General features: G+C 45.7%; 11 protein-coding genes. 2 read left to right on the top strand and 9 right to left on the bottom strand.

All coding sequences use genetic code 11. From position 1 onward, the window contains the following. The 3 genes from HNR50_RS20315 to HNR50_RS20305 form a co-directional block, all read right to left on the bottom strand. A partial coding sequence (locus tag HNR50_RS20315) for a beta strand repeat-containing protein (RefSeq protein WP_184748639.1) occupies positions 1-4952 on the bottom strand: 4952 nt, incomplete at its 3' end. 310 nt (positions 4953-5262) lie between these two features. Beyond that, positions 5263-6477: an Ig domain-containing protein gene (locus tag HNR50_RS20310; protein WP_184748638.1), complete on the bottom strand. Its 1215-nt coding sequence runs from the start codon at positions 6475-6477 to the stop codon at positions 5263-5265. Positions 6478-6563: 86 nt separating this feature from the next. Next, on the bottom strand, positions 6564-6992 hold the full coding sequence (locus HNR50_RS20305) for a hypothetical protein (protein WP_184748637.1): 429 nt from the start codon (positions 6990-6992) through the stop codon (positions 6564-6566). A 201-nt stretch (positions 6993-7193) separates the two neighbouring features. On the opposite strand from HNR50_RS20305, the gene aroA reads away from it, so the two are divergent. Beyond that, a complete protein-coding gene (gene aroA, locus HNR50_RS20300; RefSeq protein WP_184748636.1) occupies positions 7194-8444 on the top strand; it encodes a 3-phosphoshikimate 1-carboxyvinyltransferase in 1251 nt (416 codons plus the stop codon). A 146-nt stretch (positions 8445-8590) separates the two neighbouring features. Here aroA and HNR50_RS20295 read toward each other — a convergent pair whose 3' ends face one another. From HNR50_RS20295 to htpG, 4 genes are all read right to left on the bottom strand, one after another. Next, on the bottom strand, positions 8591-9886 hold the full coding sequence (locus HNR50_RS20295) for a hypothetical protein (protein WP_184748635.1): 1296 nt from the start codon (positions 9884-9886) through the stop codon (positions 8591-8593). A gap of 206 nt (positions 9887-10092) precedes the next feature. Next, positions 10093-11400, bottom strand: coding sequence for a CBS domain-containing protein (locus HNR50_RS20290; protein ID WP_184748634.1), 1308 nt, complete (start codon positions 11398-11400; stop codon positions 10093-10095). Between the two features lie 21 nt (positions 11401-11421). Further along, positions 11422-12639 carry an aminopeptidase gene (locus HNR50_RS20285; protein ID WP_184748633.1) on the bottom strand — a complete coding sequence of 406 codons (1218 nt, stop codon included), beginning with the start codon at positions 12637-12639 and terminating at the stop codon, positions 11422-11424. Between the two features lie 158 nt (positions 12640-12797). After that, positions 12798-14669, bottom strand: coding sequence for a molecular chaperone HtpG (gene htpG / locus HNR50_RS20280; RefSeq protein WP_184748632.1), 1872 nt, complete (start codon positions 14667-14669; stop codon positions 12798-12800). A gap of 216 nt (positions 14670-14885) precedes the next feature. Here htpG and HNR50_RS20275 point away from each other — a divergent pair, with 216 nt between their 5' ends. Beyond that, positions 14886-16130, top strand: coding sequence for a hemolysin family protein (locus HNR50_RS20275; protein ID WP_184748631.1), 1245 nt, complete (start codon positions 14886-14888; stop codon positions 16128-16130). A gap of 59 nt (positions 16131-16189) precedes the next feature. Here the strand turns inward: HNR50_RS20275 and HNR50_RS20270 are convergent, their stop codons facing one another. Continuing rightward, a complete protein-coding gene (locus HNR50_RS20270; RefSeq protein ID WP_184748630.1) occupies positions 16190-17149 on the bottom strand; it encodes an iron-sulfur cluster assembly scaffold protein in 960 nt (319 codons plus the stop codon). A 14-nt stretch (positions 17150-17163) separates the two neighbouring features. After that, on the bottom strand, positions 17164-18330 hold the full coding sequence (locus tag HNR50_RS20265; RefSeq protein ID WP_184748629.1) for a NifS family cysteine desulfurase: 1167 nt from the start codon (positions 18328-18330) through the stop codon (positions 17164-17166). Between the last annotated feature and the right edge of the window lie 97 nt (positions 18331-18427).

Raw genomic sequence — 18427 nt, 5'->3', positions numbered from 1 at the left:
GCTGCAACAAGCGTCTTACTCGGAGCGACTCCGTCAAACTCGAAGACTCCTGTGCCCTTGGTAAACGCTCCTCCGGTGAAATCGACATTCTCGCTAGCCTGGATCGTTCCCGCTCCGCCGAGCAATGTACCGTTTACATCCAGCACCGCATCGAGATTCAAAACATCCGCGATCAGGGAAGAGGAGAAATCAAGTGTTCCGTCTGTGTCCACAAGAGCCGTCGCGCCGCTCACCTGAAGGTTGAAGGTCGAAGTGTCCAGCGTTCCGTCCGTTACCGTCAGGTCATTGGTCACAAGCGTATCGTTACCCAACGTCCAGGTCGACGCCAAACCGCCTCCGTCGTTGATTACAAGGTTGTAGAAATCCTGACCGGCTCCTGTTCCTCCTGTGGCGATGCTGCCGGTCTGCCCGGCTCCGTCGAAGGTCACTGTTCCGTTTTGTGCGATGAAAGTACCGCCGGAATTCGTCCAACTTCTTATTACATTGACTGAATAGTTCGTCGCAGAAACATCCAAGGTCCCGGAAGTTAAAGTTATATCGTTACCGACAACAAGATTTCCCGATAAGGTATGAGTTCCGGCTGCGGAATTCACTTCCATATCATAAAAGGTTTCCGCATCTATAGTACCTGTTCCATCAAAAACGACCAGACCGTTCTGTTCGTTAAATGTCGCCCCGGAATTGCTCCAGTTTCCGGCTACATTAATCTGAAAATCAGAAGCAGAAACATCAAGCACCCCTGAAGTTAAGGAAAGATCATTTACGTCCAGATTCCCGGTTAACGTATAGGTTCCGGCACCGGAACTCACTTCAAGATTATAATAAGTCTCGGAACTGACAGTTCCACCTCCGGCTCCATCGAGAACGACTAATCCGTTCTGCTCGTTAAAGATTCCACCGGTATTATTCCAGTTGCCTGCCAGGTTGATTTGAAAATCATTTGTGTTATCGACATCAAGCGTTCCATTTGCCAGATTTAAATCGCCATTGATATCGATAGCTGTACCGAGAGTAAAAACTGCAGAATTAATTCCGCCAAGGGTCAGATTACCAAAAGAATCTCCTGCTCCGGCAGATAGAACAGAATTATTTCCATAATCTAAGGTAATATCATTCCCTGTAGTATCGATGGTTAGATCGGCAATATTATTGGAAACATTATCTAAAATGATTGTTCCTGCTGCATTTAAAAATGTTGTTCCAGTCGAATTGACAATATAGCCGGCACCGGAATCACTAATGTTGCCAGTAGATGACGATATTGTCGCTGTTCCGGCTCCTGTTTTAGTAACAACTGCACTTATGGTCAGATCTCCGTTTCCGGCTGACAGATCAAGAGTCCCGGAAGCCGTTAAGTCAGCTGAAGCCGGAATGGAAAGAGCTCCACCTGTGCTTTCGAGGTTGAGATCGACGACGGAAATTGGTGATCCTGTTATAGTTAGCAAACCGGAAGAGATTAATGAGAAACCGGCCGGAGTTAAACCGAGATTGACTGAAACAAGACTGAGATTACCAGTCTGATGATCGATATAAGTACTTAATTGAGCGCCGCCTCCCACAGAGAGAGCTGTTGTTATAGCAGCGCCGCTTGAATAAGTTTCAATATTATTCGCGAAAGAGCCAATAAACCCGCTCGATGAAGCATCTGTTTGCAGATTGATGACATCAGAGTAAATGGCGCCGTTTCCATCAATTACAGCTGCGCTTAAAGTGTCCAGAGTCGCTGTTCCTGTTCCGGCATTTATATCTCCGGTCAGTGTTATGCTTCCTGTATTCTGAATATTTATAGTACCGTCCGTCGCCGATATATCACCGGGGACAATCGTACCGCCGTTTGGAATTATCAGTGAAGCCGTATTATTCGATAGAAGAATAGATCGACCGTTGGCAACGGCTGCAGCAAATGAAGAAATCTGACTTCCTGCCTGACTGATAGTAATATCGGCAGCACCGGTGGAATTCATTTCTACAACAGATGATCTTATAGATGGAATGGAACTGATTGAAACTCCATCAATAAGCAAAGTTGTTAATGATGTCCCTGAGCCGATAGCTCCGGCTGCTCCTCCGAGAGTAACCGTTCCGGTTCCGCTATCAAGCGTCAGTCCGAAAGCGCCATCGATAGTACTATCGATCTGAATATCTCCGGCTCCGGCTCCGGAATCTACTGCTGCATTTCCTGAGAGAGTAACAGCTCCCTGCAGCCAGAGATTTCCATCAGATGAGGTAATATTTCCAGCAAGATCAGAAGCTCCTGCTACTGTCAGGGCATTTGTCACAGCGCTCAGAGTTCCTGCTGTTACAGTCAAATCATTTGCAACAGTTATGGCTCCATCTGCAACGAAAACCTGGCCGGCGCTATCGATTTCCAGATCGAAATAATCAGGATCGGCAAGGTCATACAGCGTTCCGCCGGCTGCTCCCTGATACGAGACAAGACCGGAATCCGTATCCATAGTCAATGCCAAAGTTTCCGTTCCATCGAGAATCAAAGTTCCGTTATTAGAGAACGTTCCAGTAACAGTGATGTCATTTGCAGCGAGATCGACCTCGTTATTGACAGAAATAGTTAAATCATTATTAATTGTCAGGACACCACCGAGCTCCCAGGCCGTTGGCGCACCAGCACCTGAAAACTCAAGATCATAGTAATCATAGCCGGCCACAAGACCCGTGGCTCCCGCATTACCATTGAAAATGACCAGCCCGGAATCAGTATCCATAGTTGCAGTAAAGGTTTGGGCTCCCTCAAGGGAAATTATTCCGTTATTCGAAATACTTCCGATGACAGCAAGGTTATCAGAGCCAAGGTCCAGAGTGTTTCCCGATTCAACAGATAAATCTCCGTTTACGGTCAGAGCAGCGTTTATAGCCCAGTTCGTTCCGGTCCCATTGAATTCCAAATCAAAATAATCTGAACCGGCGGCTAGAGAAGTTACATCAGTATTCCCATCATAAACGACCAGACCGGAATCAGAATCCATTGTCGCTGAAACGGTTTGAGTCCCCTCAAGGAAGATTGTACCGTTATTACTGATTAAACCGCTGACAGTCAGATTATATGTACTAAGGTCTAACGAAGCACCGGAATCAATTATGAGAGATCCCAGATTGGCAGTATTGATATCGAGAACCGGGCTATTAACAGTATTCTTGATTTTGACATCATCGGTATCACCGGGTACAGTGCCCTGGTCCCAGTTGCCCCCGGTATTCCAGCTGCTATCGACTGTTCCCAGCCAGGTGTAAAGACTTAGATTGCTGACCGAGACATATTTATCGTCAATAACATTATATGTTCCGCCGCCATCGAAGGAAAGAGCTATCCTGCCATTTCCGGTTATAGATCCCGTGTCGACTTCCAGCCCAGTGATTGTCAAAGTATCTCCAGCCGAAAAATCCGCTGTTACAGGAATGAGGATTATATTTTCATCTCCATCGTCGGGATCGGGGAGAAAATCTGCAGCTCCGACTGTACCTGTTCCGGTAGGAGTTAAACCTATTGTAGCGCCATTATTGAAGAACGTATCTGACAAAGCGGACGGTATCATTAACCGAATATCATTTACAGTCGTAAGGTTGCCACCACCAACATCCGTTATCAAAATATCACCGATTGCCTGAGCAGTCTGGTTAATATCTATTGTAGTGCCGGCTGTTGAACTGATAGTAGGGGGGATCGTATTGAAAAAAACAATCGATCCACTATCATTCGCAACATTATTTGTTAAATTATCAGAACTGTTTGAACCGTCAGTCGTGACAGTAATCGTAACGCTTTCCGGAACGGCATCGGTAACCGTAAAAGTGGCCATTCCAGATGAGTCTGTCGTCAGCAGCTCTTCCAGGGTATCTGCCAATCCCCCATCGGGGTTCGTGATATCAGGCGCGATTACACCGCTTCCGCTAACCGTGACATATATATCTCTAATATAAGGAACGGGATTTCCAGCCTCATCAACGACCTGTAAAACAACAGTCTCTGTTCCTCCGATTTCCGCAATTCCGTCATCAAGACTTAATGAAATATGGTCCGGAGGCTGTGGGACGTAATAATCGGCATATGTTCTCAGTAGTTCCTGAACATTTCCATCTGAATCGGGGTTATAAAACGTTCCGGCGACGACTGGAAAGCCATTCAAAGCCCTCCAATGCCAGAATTCAGCCGGGTTTGAATAGTAACCGGCCATACCTTCACCATCGAGGTATTTGGCTTTCCATGTTCCCGTATCTTCGGAAATGGAATAGGCTGAATTAAACACAACGCCATTACCAGAAGCGCCGACTGCTCCGAGAGAAACCGCTTCTGATTCGGCATTGGACAAATTATATCCAGAACCTGTTACATTAATTTGTGCATTACCGGTTCCCTGGGCCTGATCCACATCCAAATTGGAAAAAACGATTTGATCCGATGCGGCGACGGCTCCTTCCGGAACAAAAGGGTATAACTCGTAAAGGCGATCTGTTCCTCCCGCTGCATCGCTGTTACTATCGCCCAGCAAAGCAATATTCCAGGAATAGGCGAAAGCTCTGAAAGAGGATGATCCGCTGGGAGGATTTCCGCTTCCGGGGTTATTATAAGAGACATCCAGTCTATAGCCGTTTCTATCCACATCAGCATTTATAGAGATCACAATACGAAAATAATATTTATTACCTATTGCTTCTCCGTCTGAAGGATAGAATGGGCCTATGTACTCCCAACCTGTTTCATTAGTGAATATCTGGGAACCAAGAGATGTTGCTCCCGATATTGCTTCTGCTCTATCGACAAATTCAAAGTCATTTGCTACAGGGTCAGAAAGTGCGCCCGATCCTCCCAGAACATCGACGGTGGTTTGAGGAGATGCTCCTAAAATGTCATCAGGAGATGTATTGGAAATAACACCGGGGCTGTCGATAGCCAGATAAAATGGATCGCTCTCTGTATTATCAACTTCATAGAACAAAACCTGAACGGTATCTTGAGATCCGGATCCTGCAACAGAAGCTATACCTAAATATGTGTCATAGGTTACTCCGCCTGTATCTTTGGGAATCCGACTCTGTGCTGAAAGAGGAAATATTAATATCGAGAAACACAGAAATGTTAGAAACCTCTTCATTATACGATAATCCACCTTCTATTCCGTAAAATTGACCTATTCTAACATACAGTAAAATCCTCTGAAAATCTTGATTATTGAAAATACAGACTCTCAGAGGATACTTTATATCTACTATTTAATATTAACCGGAAAAAGTCCGGTATCTGCTAAATCAGGAAGGCATTCGAAAATGAATTACCAAATAGAATTGATCGGATCTCAACCCTGTTTCATCTTCCGTCCATAGAGTGATTGTTTCGTCATAATCACCCTTTGGCGGATTCAGTACGGTAATAATACCTGTAGTCGCATCCAGAGTGACACCCTCGGGTAGCTCTCCGCTGAAGAACAAAACACTATCGCCATCGGGGTCGAGAGAACTGTCAGGAGAATCGATATCGAGTGTTATAGGCGTTTCTTCTCCATAATCAAATATTACAGTAACTTCTTCGGGACCGATAATATTGTAGGGATTATTTCCTGTTTGATTATTAACAGTTTCAATGGATAGAACATTCCATAGATTCACAAGGGCTTTCGATTGTTGATTATCTTTATCCGAGCCATTGATTTCATATGTTCCTTCAACATCACCGGACGTAATTTCTGTTACATTTATTAAGTAGTTATCAAGAGAGTCCAGAAATAGAAGCTTCAAACGAGAAAGGATTCTCCACAGGAACCTGGAGAGCAGATCCTCTCCTATTTCCTTTACGCCAATGACATTCGGTCTCGTCAGGATATAAGAACCGTCACTTCGCTCGTGCAATCTCCAATAGAGTCCAGCCTGAGAACCAGGAGCAATGAAAATCCTATGTTTATCAAAACCTGACTCATTGTATGCATACCCGCCGATGATCTTTCCATCCTCGCTGATTATTTCCGGATGATATGTCCAACCGAGAAATGCCCTTATATCATTTCCGAGAAAGCCTTCTCCATCTTCCTGACTGACTCCTCTGAATCGGGAAGTCCTTTTACCTGTTTCTTCATTTATCGGGTTTCTGACAGTGCCGTCATTGAAAACCAGCCAGATTCCCGTTTCACCATCATCACTTTTACCGATAACAATGCTTTTTAGAGATCTTTGGGAACTTGCATTACGTGAAACTTGATTTTCCGGGAATATTATTGATTGCAGAGGAGTTACACATTTCACTGTTTTATCCAGTTCCTCATCATCAGATTCTATATCAATAGAAACACCATCAGAACCTCTGAAAACAGCAACATTTCTATCAGAGTCCACTATTATTTCCGGCTCTGTTGAAGCAAGGGAACCATCAATCCCCAATTGATCGTCACTACCGATCGGCAGAAAAGAGTTGGAACATGAAAAAAACACAACAGTTAGTACGGTTAGAAAAAAAACTTTTTTAGATCTCATTATCAGCTACTCCTGATTGTTATCTTTTTTATAATTTAAGCACTGCTAAACAATTAATGCAAACTCATACTTTCACTATCGGAAAATTAGGAGGGATTATGCACAAAAACAGTAACTTCAAAACTATCTGAAGTCAGCCCGAACTCATCTTCAGTCCATACATTAATGATTACATTATAATCGCCGCCATGATTATTGGGGCTTTCGGGATTAAGAATTGTGATTTCACCTGTGTCCAGATCCAGGGAAAAACCTTCCGGTAATGAATCAAAATCAAATTGAACAGAATCGCCATCAGGATCAAGTTGCGAACCGGGAGAAGCCGTTTCAAGAAAGAAAGAAGTTGCAACTCCATAATCAAACTCATAATCATAAAGTGACGGTCCGATAATATTATAAGGCGCTTGATTTTCCTCTGAAGCAGGATCCTCATCCCCCCCGTCAGGCACGATAGGATTCTTACACCCCGTCAGAACCAGAAAAAAAACAAAAAACAATAAAAATGTCTTACCCATACCTCACCACCTACACAACGGGGCATTGGCACAAGTAAAATCAAAAAGCTGCTCCAGTAAAACCAACCCGCAGCGTAATTATAAAAATACTCCAAAATCTGCAAAAATCTTTCTTACTGTAAAAGTAAAGTCAAAAAGTCTTACAAAATTATCCAAAAGTGCTAGACTCTCCAGAAAGAAACACCATTCGAGGAGAAATCCATGATTGCCGAAGCCGGACCTTCCAGATTAAAGGGATCAATAAACATCCCCGCATCAAAATCCCATTCCATCAGAGCGCTGCTCATCGCAACATTGGCCGATGGCACCAGCACGCTGACCAACCTCCTCGATTCCGCCGATGTGCGGTCCTGCATGGAAGCCTGCCGGGCTCTTGGAGCCCGAATTACATCTGAAAACGGAACTTTTACTGTCGTAGGGACCGGAGGAAAACTGACTGCTCCGCAAGACCCTATCGATGTGGGCAATTCCGGAACCACCATTTACCTGATAGCATCTCTTGCCGGGTTAACCGACAAGCCGATTACTTTTGATGGAGACGAACAGATCCGAAACCGATCTGCCGCCAACCTGCTCAACGCCCTTTCCGAACTGGGAGCCAATGTAAAATCTTCTGAGAGAGGTTGTGCCCCCTTTACCATTTCCGGACCAGCTGCGGGGGGGGAAATCTCAATAGAATGCCCTACCAGCCAATACCTTTCCAGCCTGCTTCTTGCGGCACCGCTCTTTAATGGGGAGACAATCATCAATGTTCCTCTGCTCAATGAACAGCCCTATGCAGAGATAACTCTTCGCTGGCTCGATGAACAGGGGATCAGATACACAAACGAAAACTTCAAACGCTTCATTATTCCAGGCGGGCAGAAATACAAGGCTTTCAACAAAGCGATACCTGCCGATTTTTCATCAGGAACCTTCTTCCTCTGTGCCGCTGCCATTACCGGATCGGAATTAACCCTGAACGGTCTGGATATGACAGATAGCCAGGGTGACAAGGACGTTGTTCATATGCTGGAAAAGCTCGGATGCGAAACCGAGATCGGTGCGGATTACATCACAATCAAGGGCCGGCCTATGAAAGGTTGTACTCTTGACCTCAATGCCACTCCGGACGCTCTGCCCGCTCTAGCTGTAACAGCCTGTTATGCCGAAGGGGAAACCCATCTGGCCAATGTTCCCCAGGCGCGAATGAAAGAAACCGACCGGATAGATGTGATGACTAAAGAGCTTCGCAAAATGGGGGCTCATATCGATGAGCTGGAAGACGGCATGATCATCCGGAAAAGCAAACTGACCGGGACCGATGTAAAAGGCCATGGAGACCATAGAGTGGTCATGTCTCTGGCTATTGCGGCTCTGGGAGCATCGGGAGTGAATAGGATTGATACTGCGGAAGCTGTCGATATTACTTTCCCGGGATTTTTCGAATTGCTGAATAAATTGAGAGCCTGATTTTTCCGATCTGAAATTGAATTTAATGAAGATTTTTAATGTAAAGGAAGAGGATCTCATCAAAGAGCCCTCACCAGCATCTTATAAATAATAAAGGCCTCCCGGAGTTCGGGAGGCCTCATTCGTAACCAATAATATTACATCAATTAGAAGTGCAGTTTTACAAGAGCAGCCGCTCCGATATCGTCGAAAGTCTGTTTGAACTGGAATTCTCCGTAGACTTCGAGGAACAGCAGGTCAACACCGGCACCGACTGTAAAGTATTCCTGGTAGTACTGAGCTCTGGCATTGATAAACGAGAGAAGCTGCATATGGGCTCCGAATCTCATATGATCAACAACATCCTGAAAATTCTGGGGAGGAGTTCTGAACATTCCGATAAAATCGTAATAATCGGCACTGAATGAAAAGTTGAGAAGCTTGCCGCTGCCGATTTTAGGAGACCATGTTATACCCATATCCAGATCGAGATCGAATTTGTAATCATAGGAAAGTTTTGCCGGAGTCGCTCCGGACATCATATTTTCCAGAGTTGTGATTCCCACATAGTTGTATGTACCGATAATGTCTGTCATAACGGCACCGACTGTAAGGCTGGGAAGGATATCAAATGTCATACCGGCATCGATTCCCCAGGCATATCCGTAGTACATGGTGTGGTTCATAATACCGCCGATATCAGCAAGAGCGATTCCCTGACCATCCCCGGTAAAATCTCCGATCATGGCGAAGTCACCGCTGACACCGATTCCGAAAGGTCCGATATTGAAACCGTATCCGGCTTTAACACCTGTCTCGGCTATTAGAGTATCGAATCCCATCTGCCCGGCATCGAGTACGGAATAGGCATTACCATAAATACCGATACCGAAACCTTTTATAAGGGTACCCATTTTGGTTGTAAACTCGACATTGACTTTCAGTTCACCGATCAGCCCGTTAACGGCGTCTTCCAGAATTGCTGGATCATTTTCGATGTTCTGGGCAATCTGGGTTGCATCGGTTTCACTGATTTCATTGTTTTCCAGATATGCAATAAGTTCTTCTGGTGTTGTAATGGAGCCATCCAAAGATGTTGATGCAAGAAGGTCTTGCACTGTCTGATCAGTCATATTTTCCGCAAGAAGATCCATAATCTGCTCTGCATCAGCAGGAGTCAGTTCGGCAGCAGTTGATTCTCCCGAAAGCAGTTCCGAGTTATTCATCATCAGCTGTATTGTATCGAACGTACTCTTCTTCCCCTGCATTCCGCCTTCAATATCCCAGGTAAATATATCTGTCTCACCGGCCATGGCAGCGGGGTTTACGAAAAGGGACTCGAACCCTCCCTTCTGCGCGATAAACGGATCGTAGGAGTTTTTGGAAACTTCAAAAGGACGGCTCTGGGCTGCCAGACCGAAAACCAGTGTGCTGACAATCAAACCTAATACTATTTTCTTCATAATATCCTCCATGGATAATCTTTTTTTTAACATTTTTAACTGGCATAAACATAATGCAAAGACTGTGCCATAATAATTAAACACCAAATCTGTGCACTTCTGTTCCTCTATCAGTTTCTTTTTGCACACTAAGTCTGAATAAAAAGGTGAAACTGTATAATAAAATATACTACAAGGTGTATGAAATTACTAATATTCAGCAAAATTCATCCCTTAATGTTCTCCAGAAAATCAAGATAATCCCTTCTGGTCACAATTCCCAGAATCTTCATCTCTTCATCTACGACCGGAAGGTGCCCGACATGGTGCTGGTTGAATAGCGATTCTATCTTCCGAACCGAAGCATCGGGATGGCAGGAAAACACTTTCTTTGTCATATATCCTTTTATTCTCGAATGCATCTGATCAACTTTACGGGCTTTGCTTATATCTCTGAGAGTTATCATTCCGCAAAGCTGTCCCGCATCATTTTCAACAGGTACGCCGGTATGGGAAATCTCCTCCAGATAAAGAGAGCACTCCAGAACCGTTTTGTTCTCATTAATCGTCAAGACTTCGGCTGTCATCAGATCTCTGGCTTTTATGGCAGGTAGAAGCATGGATTCCAGGTGGAGCAGGAATTCATCTTTCACCGTTGTGCCGAACCGCTTTTTCAAAAGTGCTGAGCCGGCCCTGGTATGGCCTCCTCCGCCCCAGTCGCCCAGAATGGAAACCATATCGATTTTTTCTTTCCGGCTCCTTCCTATAATCAGGGAGTTCTCGGAATCGCAGAAACAGAAAATGCCGAAAATAGCGTCGCAATGCTCTATCTCGAAAGCTTTTTCTATAACCGCCGCCATTCCATTGACCTGGCTCTCCAGCTCCATATAGACAATGGCTACAGAATGGCCGTGAATATTGCGGATGGTGATATTATTGAGGACCTGATGAAACAGGGTCACCTGATACTCTTCGCTCAGCTTGCTCAGGAATTTCATGGCGATCGATTTATTCGCCCCCATTTCCATAAGCCAGGCCGCTGCGGCGAAATCCTGGGCACAGACATTCTGATGGGTAAAGTTTCCCGTGTCGGCGAATATGCCGCACAAAGCGATTGTCGCGTCGTCGGGATGGATGACCGATCCCTTTTCCATCACTTTTTCACAGATAAATGACGTATTTGATCCATACACGCATTCATTCAGCTCTGCGCCGGGTATATCCATCGAATCGTTGACATGATGATCGTAGATGTCGATTTTTCCCTGCCAGTCCGCACCCAGCCGGTCAAAATACTCCCGGATCCGCTTCCGCGACCTCGTATCGAAAACAACCACATGATCGACCTGTTCATTCTCCAGTTCGATGGGATTGATAAATCCGAGATGATTCTGATAAAGGTTATAGAGATTATTAGCAACAGGATGGATAAGCCGGCTTTTCACCGGCACATAATCGGGATAAAGGTATCGGGCCATAACAATCGATCCGATACAGTCGAGATCCATATTGGTATGGCCCAGTAAGATGTTCATGTAATCTCCTGATCTGCAAGATTAAATTACAAAGGTTCCATCTTTCATTATAGTGATTTCCTTCCCCGATTTGTCCATGGCTGTCACATTTGTTTTCTCCCAGCCGATCATAAAGTCGATATGAACCATAGAAGTATTGCAGCCGGCGTCGCGGAGTTCATCTTCGGTCATGGCATCGCCGCCGGGAACCGATCCGGGGAATCCGAATCCCAGAGCCATATGGCTGGAGGCGTTTTCATCAAAGAGAATCGATCCGAACAATTTGCCCGATTCAGCGATTTTGGAAGACCCGTCAACCAGAGCAATTTCTCCCAGCATGGTAGCTCCTTCATCAATAGCAAGGAATTTCCCGAGGATCTCTTCACCCACTTCGGCTCCGAACTCCACCACTTTACCGGCTTTGAAGCGGAACCAGGCTCCTTCGACTCTTGTTTCGAGGACCTGAAGAGGCTTTCTCACTTTGACAAATCCCTCCGTTCGCAATCTGTCGGGTGTGGTAAAAACCTCTTCTGTCGGAATGTTAGGCATAAAAGCCCTTCCGTCGGGGAGCAAGGCTCCTCCGCCTTCCCATTTTGATCCCTTAGGAATACCGAGATAAAGGTCAGTCCCGTCGCCGTCGGTAAAGCGGAGGGAGTCAATCTTCATCTCTTCAAGTTTCCGGCATCGCCTTCTCAGCGTTTCGCTGTGTTCTCTCCATGCGGCAACAGGGTCATTCTGGTCGAGGCGGAGAATCGGTTTCAGAACTTTCCAGAGCTCTTCCGCCGTAGCGTCATCTCCCAGAACTTCCTTCGCCCAGGTTTCATTGGGGAAAGCGACAATGTTCCAGGGGATTTTATCTTTCATCAGAGAGGTTAACAGAATGTCTCTTCCCTTGCGGCTGGTTTTCGTCATGGTTTGAATTTTATCGGCATCAGCATCCTTCAGAACATGGGATTCATCGGTGTTATCGATGCTTATGTAAGCCCATTCCTCGGAAACGCATTGGGCCGACTGAACCTGGCTGAAGAGAGGAAAGTATTCAAGCTGGGCACCTTCCTGGTTTGCCGCTCTCGCTCTCGCCAGATAATTATCCCGTATTTCGATATTGACGAATCCTGCGCCCTGATCATAGGCCCGCTCTCCAAGCAGCCTGGCGAAGCCATAGCTTCCGTAGCTGCAGGCTATATTAAGTTTCTGTCCTTTTTTAAGATTGACGCCTGAAGTCAGAATGACATCGGCGTATTCCTGCAATTTATCCATGATTGCTCCTTTTTAAATTGTTTTGCGCTTATTCTACCACAGGAAGCCGGCTCTCATCATGCTTTTTAGTATGCTAATCCGCAGGGTTCCAACAGAATAAAAAAAACCGCGGCCCATCGACCGCGGTTACTCTTTTAGTAAATTGAAAACCTCTGCACCTATAAGGATTTGGCAATGACTCTGTTCAGTCTCTTGGCAAATTCCGAAGGATCTTTCAGTTCCATCCCCTCTACCATCATGGCCTGATCGAGCAGCAGGAGGCTGGCATCTTTGATCAGATCCTCATCGCTGCTGCTTTCCATCTTCTTAACGATCTCGTGATCGGGGTTGATTTCGAGAATCGGTTTGATTTCGGGAATATCCGTCTGCCCCATCTGTTTCAGCATCTGCTGCATCTGGGCAGTCGGGTCATTCTCATCAACAACGATACAGGAAGGCGAATCGTGGAGACGGCTTGAAGCGACGACATCTTTAACAGCTTCACCGAGAGCGGCTTTAATCTTTTCGAGAAGGGGTTTCATTTCCTCTTCTTTCTTTTCATCTTCTTCGGTCTTCAGGTCATCCATTGCCCCGGACTTATTGACAGCCTTGAGCTCGGATTCTTTGAACGTTCCGATCATGGGTGCGACGATTTCATCGATCTCATCATCCATAATCAGGACTTCGATATCTTTTTTCTTATAGGCTTCGAGAAGAGGAGAGTTTCTCAAGGTCTTCTCGTTGTCTCCGGTAATGTAGTAGATCCCTTTCTGATCCACCTGCATTCTGTCCTTGTACTCCTGGAGGCTTGTCCATCCTTCAACCTTGGTCGATTTGTAGCGGACAAGCTCGAGAAGCTCTTCCTTGTTGGCGTAATCGGAGTAAACCCCTTCTTTGAGGGGACGGTTGTACTGCTCGATAAACTCGGCGTATTTGTCCTTGTCATCAGAGAACTTTTTCAGTTCAGAGAGAATCTTCTTAACAGAAGCGGTTCTGATATTGTTCATAACGCGGTTCTGCTGGAGGATTTCGCGGCTTACATTGAGAGGCAGATCTTCCGAATCGATTACACCTTTTATGAAGCGAAGGTATGTGGGCAGAAGCTCCTTTTCATCATCTGTAATGAAAACACGGCGGACATAGAGCTTAACACCCGGCTTGTAGTCGGCGTAGAACATGTCCATGGGTGCTTTTTTCGGAACATAGAAAAGGGTCGTGTACTCGAGAGTACCTTCTGCTTTTGTATGCATCGTCATCATCGGCTCTTCACTTTCTCCGGTGATGGTTTTATAGAATTCGTTGTAATCTTCGTCTTTCAGTTCGGATTTGGACCGCTTCCAGAGAGCCGAGGCAGAGTTGATCTGCTCAACCTTGTTCTCTTTAATCTCTTTTCTGTCGTCCCCTTCGCCTTCATAGCGCTTGGACTCGTAATGGAGGAAGATCGGGAAAGCGATATGGTTGGAGTATTTCTTGGTTATCTGCTCCAACTGCCAGCGGTTGTCGTATTCGCTGCCCTTCTCGTTGAGGTGAAGAATCACATCGGTCCCGTGGGTCTCCTTCTCTTTTTCAACAAGGGTATAGCCGCTCTTGCCGTCGCTGGTCCAGCTCCATCCCTTCTCTTCACCGGCTTTTCTGGTGAGAACTTCAACTTTGTCGGCAACCATGAAGATGGAATAGAAACCGACGCCGAACTGGCCGATCAGGTTCGAGTCTTTAACGGCGTCTCCGGAGAGCTGGCTCAGGAAGTTCTTGGTTCCCGAACGGGCGATTGTTCCCAGAGACTCTTCCAGATCCTTGTCGTTCATACCGATTCCCGTATCGGAAATAGTCAGGGTCTTGTGGTTTTCTTCATCGATTTTAATGTCGATTCTGGGTTCGAAAGTAATGTTTTTATAGTTTTCATCGGCAACTGTCAGGTATTTCAGCTTGTCCAGTGCGTCTGATGAGTTGGAAATAAGCTCTCTCAGGAAGATTTCGCTGTGAGAGTAAAGTGAGTGAATCAGCAGATGAAGCAGCTGATCCACTTCCGTCTTAAACTTTTTTTTCCCCATTTTAGTCTAAGGCTCCTTGTACGTTAGATATATGTCTTGTGATTATCGAAGAAGAAAATAACAATATTTTCGCAAAACGGCAATTCTTATTCCCTTTTTTAGACCTCATGATTCTTGAAAAAATCAAAAAGACGTTAAATACTTCATTTATGGATGATGACGACCCTTTTTTATGTACTTTAAGAATCTCTAATTTCCGACCTGCAGGAGACTTCAATGACTATTGATCTGGTTCTCCTGACTGTTTTTCTGATGTTATCCGGCTTTTTTTCATCTACAGAAACCGCATTCACTTCTCTTTCGCTGATTCAGGCGCATAAGCTTGTAGATGAGCATGGAAAAAAGGGAGAGCGGGTTCAGAAGCTCTCCCACAACCCCGACATTCTTCTGACGACGCTGCTCATAGGTAACAACCTGGTAAATATCGGTGCGACAACACTGGCGACCAAGCTGACCATTAACTTGTTCGGCAGTCATGCCCTGGGTTATATGACCGGGGCGCTCACTCTGTTTATTCTTATTTTCGGAGAGGTGACGCCTAAGCAGATCGCCATGGCGAAAAACACGTCGATCTGTCTCCATACGGCTCCTGTGGTCTGGTTTCTCTCCTGGATATTCCGTCCTTTTATATGGATCATAACACTCATAAGTTCAACCATTACGAGGATTTTCGTTTCCAGCACCCAGAAGACTCTCACTCTGGAAAACCTTCTCCTTATGGTAAGCATGGGAGAGAATATGGGGATTGTGGAAACCTATGAGAACCAGATGGTGAAAAACGTCTTCCGCATCAACGACACGCCGATCCAGGGGATCGTAACCCATAGAAAAGATGTATACAGCCTCAGCGGTGACCTGTTTCTTTCGGAAGCAATAGATGATATGCTCCGATCCGGTTTCAGCCGCATCCCCATTTTCAAAGAAAATCCCGAGAATATCGTCGGTATCGTTCTTGTCAAGGAACTGATAAAAATAGACCGGGAAACGATGGAAGATCTCCGGTTGCGCGATATGATGCTCGAACCTCTGTATATACCCCACTCCAAAAAAGTGAATGAAGTCTTCACTCTCTTTAAACAGAAGGCTATCAATATCGCCATAGTACTCGACGAATACGGCGGCCTGGCGGGAATCGTCACCAGAGAAGATGTGATCGAAGAGATTTTCGGAGAGCTATACGACGAAAACGAAATAAAGGAAACAGACAAGATTATATCCGAAGGGAAAAATTCCTGGATCATTGCCGGAGACACGAGCTTCTATACAATTCACGATAAGCTGGATATAGAACTGGAACACAGCCGCAGGATACTGACGATAAGCGGATATATCATAGAGAAAATCGGCCATATTCCCGAAGAGGGAGAAGTCCTCGATTTTGAAGAGGGGACTTACGAAATCCTGAAAGTCAGGAACAACAGGATTCAGTCTGTCCGCTTCAGGATCATTCCCGAAGAATAAAAAAAAGGGATATCAAACCGGAAACGGTGATATCCCTTTTTCAAATCTGAAACGCTAGATCACACAATGGATACGGCGATTTTATCGCTCAGAGATTCATGGACTTTTCCTTCAATAAAATAAAGCGTACCGGCTGTAGAGCTGGCGCAGCCGTGACAGGCTCCCTGGTAACGGACCTGAAGTTCGAGGTCGTCCCCTTTGTCGATGATATCAACGATATCAATATCTCCGCCATCGGACTGAAGCATGGGCCGGATTTCCGCATCAAAGAATGCCTGAATCATCTTGCTCTTCTGGAAGAAGCTCTTGTTTTCAAACTTTTCAGCTTCTTCTTTCTCTCTTTCCAGCTCTATTTCGGCTCTGGTTTCTTTCAGAATATCAACAAGATAATATTTCTTTTCCTCATGGCCGCCCGGTTTGATACAGGATTTGCAGAAAGCTCCCGCTTTCGTATATTCCGTAATAGCCTCCACCGTTTTCAGGTCATTGATTCGAATGACTTCCTTTATCGTGGAAAGGGTAACCTGGGCACACTCGCAGACCATCTCCTGGTCATCAAGCGCTTCCTTATCGGTTCCTTTGTATATAGCGACAGCCTGTTTGATGACATCGTAAGCCATAACGGAACAATGCATTTTCTGAGGAGGCACAGCCGGCTCGTCGGGATTGTCTCTGAGAGCTTTTTCAACATCGAGGTTAGTTATCTTCATGGCTTCCTCGACGGTTTTCCCCAGACAGAGTTCCACCATCATATCGCTGGAAGCGATTGCCGTACCGCAGCCGAAACTCTTAAAGGAGCCTTTGACGATCTTTTCGGTCTTCTCATCGACAGCCCAGTAGAGTCTAACCGCATCTCCGCACGATTCGGCTCCCCAGTCAGCGACAATGAGCCTTGCTCCCATCGCTTTGGCTTCATCTTCTGATATTTCACCAAGATTCCTTGGATTGTTCATTCTATCGGCAACCTTGTTGGAATAATGGTCCCAGAGGGAACCGCCGATCAGATCATTTTTTCCCATTCATGATCTCCTTTCTATCTATAAGTACTCGAAATCGAGCGCAGTCTTTCTACTGTTTTTTTAATCACTTCAATGGCCCGGTCAATTTCCTCTTCCGTCGTGAAGCGCGAGAGGCTGAACCTGACGCCCGTATGGGAGAGGTCCGCATCGACATGCATGGCCTGGAATGTGGCATCCGCCTCAAGATCTTCAGAGGAACAGGCGCTTCCCGTGGAAGCGGCGATACCGTTCCAGTTGAGGTCCCAGAGAAAAGCTTCTCCTTCGATCCCCTTGAAACTGACCAGAATTGTGTTTGGCGTCCTGAGCTCTCTCTTACCGATGACGATAGTATCTTTTATAGACATTATGGCATCTTCCAGCTTGTCTCTCAGCCTTCTGATTTCCTTATTCTCGTAATCGAGGGCTTTTACAGCCAGATCAAGGGCATAGCCCATTCCCACCATAAGGGGAACATTGACCGTTCCGGCTCTCTTCCTCCCCATCTGCTCGCCGCCGTGGAAGAATGGTGTCAGTTTCAGCCCTTCCTTGATATAGAGACCGCCGACCCCTTTGGGCCCGTGAAATTTATGTCCGCTGAAGGTCAGAAAATCCACATCCGTATCCTGAACATCGACTTTGATCTTTCCCAGGGCCTGTACGGCATCGGTATGGAAAAGCGCTCCGTATTCATGAGCGGCCAAAGCCAGATCTTTGACGGGATTGATAAGGCCGGTTTCGTTATTGGCCCACATAATGGAAACGAGAGCCGTTTCGCCCCGCCTCAGATGCTTTTTCAGAATTTCCGGAGTGACGATGCCGTCATCATTAACCGGAAGATACGTCACTTCAGCACCTATCGATTCCAGGAATTCGCAGGTGTTTCTGATCGCGGGATGCTCAATCTGAGATGTGATAAGGTGCTTTTTCTCACCTTTTAAAATGTAATCTATGAATATGCCCTTAAGGACCGTGTTATTGCTTTCCGTGCCGCAGCTGGTAACGAGGATGTCAGAATCGTCAGATGCATTTATACCGGCATACAAACTGTTCAAAGCTTCGGCCATGGCGGGATGGGTTTCCGTTCCGAATCCGTGGAGAGAATTGGGATTGCCGTATTTCTCCACAAAAAAAGGCGCCATTTTATCCATAACGCGCGGATCGACTTTCGTTGTGGCGTTATTGTCGAGATAAATTTTGTTCATGAACACTCCTGTTTCCACAACAATATAATAAAAACAGTATATAAAGTGAACATTAAATTTTACTTTCTCTCCCATGTTTTGTATTTTTCAATTATCA

Origin of the sequence: Spirochaeta isovalerica (assembly GCF_014207565.1) — a bacterium.
Classification (GTDB): Bacteria; Spirochaetota; Spirochaetia; order DSM-2461; family DSM-2461; genus Spirochaeta_F; species Spirochaeta_F isovalerica.
Note: the sequence above shows the minus strand (reverse complement) of the source record. Positions and strands in the feature narration are given on the sequence as shown.

What these genes read in the sequence shown, in the direction of transcription:
- HNR50_RS20310 (WP_184748638.1), bottom strand. Translation starts at nt 6,477, where the DNA reads ATGAGATCTAAAAAAGTTTTTTTTCTAACCGTACTAACTGTTGTGTTT.
- HNR50_RS20305 (WP_184748637.1), bottom strand. Translation starts at nt 6,992, where the DNA reads ATGGGTAAGACATTTTTATTGTTTTTTGTTTTTTTTCTGGTTCTGACG.
- aroA (WP_184748636.1), top strand. Translation starts at nt 7,194, where the DNA reads ATGATTGCCGAAGCCGGACCTTCCAGATTAAAGGGATCAATAAACATC.
- HNR50_RS20295 (WP_184748635.1), bottom strand. Translation starts at nt 9,886, where the DNA reads ATGAAGAAAATAGTATTAGGTTTGATTGTCAGCACACTGGTTTTCGGT.
- HNR50_RS20290 (WP_184748634.1), bottom strand. Translation starts at nt 11,400, where the DNA reads ATGAACATCTTACTGGGCCATACCAATATGGATCTCGACTGTATCGGA.
- HNR50_RS20285 (WP_184748633.1), bottom strand. Translation starts at nt 12,639, where the DNA reads ATGGATAAATTGCAGGAATACGCCGATGTCATTCTGACTTCAGGCGTC.
- htpG (WP_184748632.1), bottom strand. Translation starts at nt 14,669, where the DNA reads ATGGGGAAAAAAAAGTTTAAGACGGAAGTGGATCAGCTGCTTCATCTG.
- HNR50_RS20275 (WP_184748631.1), top strand. Translation starts at nt 14,886, where the DNA reads ATGACTATTGATCTGGTTCTCCTGACTGTTTTTCTGATGTTATCCGGC.
- HNR50_RS20270 (WP_184748630.1), bottom strand. Translation starts at nt 17,149, where the DNA reads ATGGGAAAAAATGATCTGATCGGCGGTTCCCTCTGGGACCATTATTCC.
- HNR50_RS20265 (WP_184748629.1), bottom strand. Translation starts at nt 18,330, where the DNA reads ATGAACAAAATTTATCTCGACAATAACGCCACAACGAAAGTCGATCCG.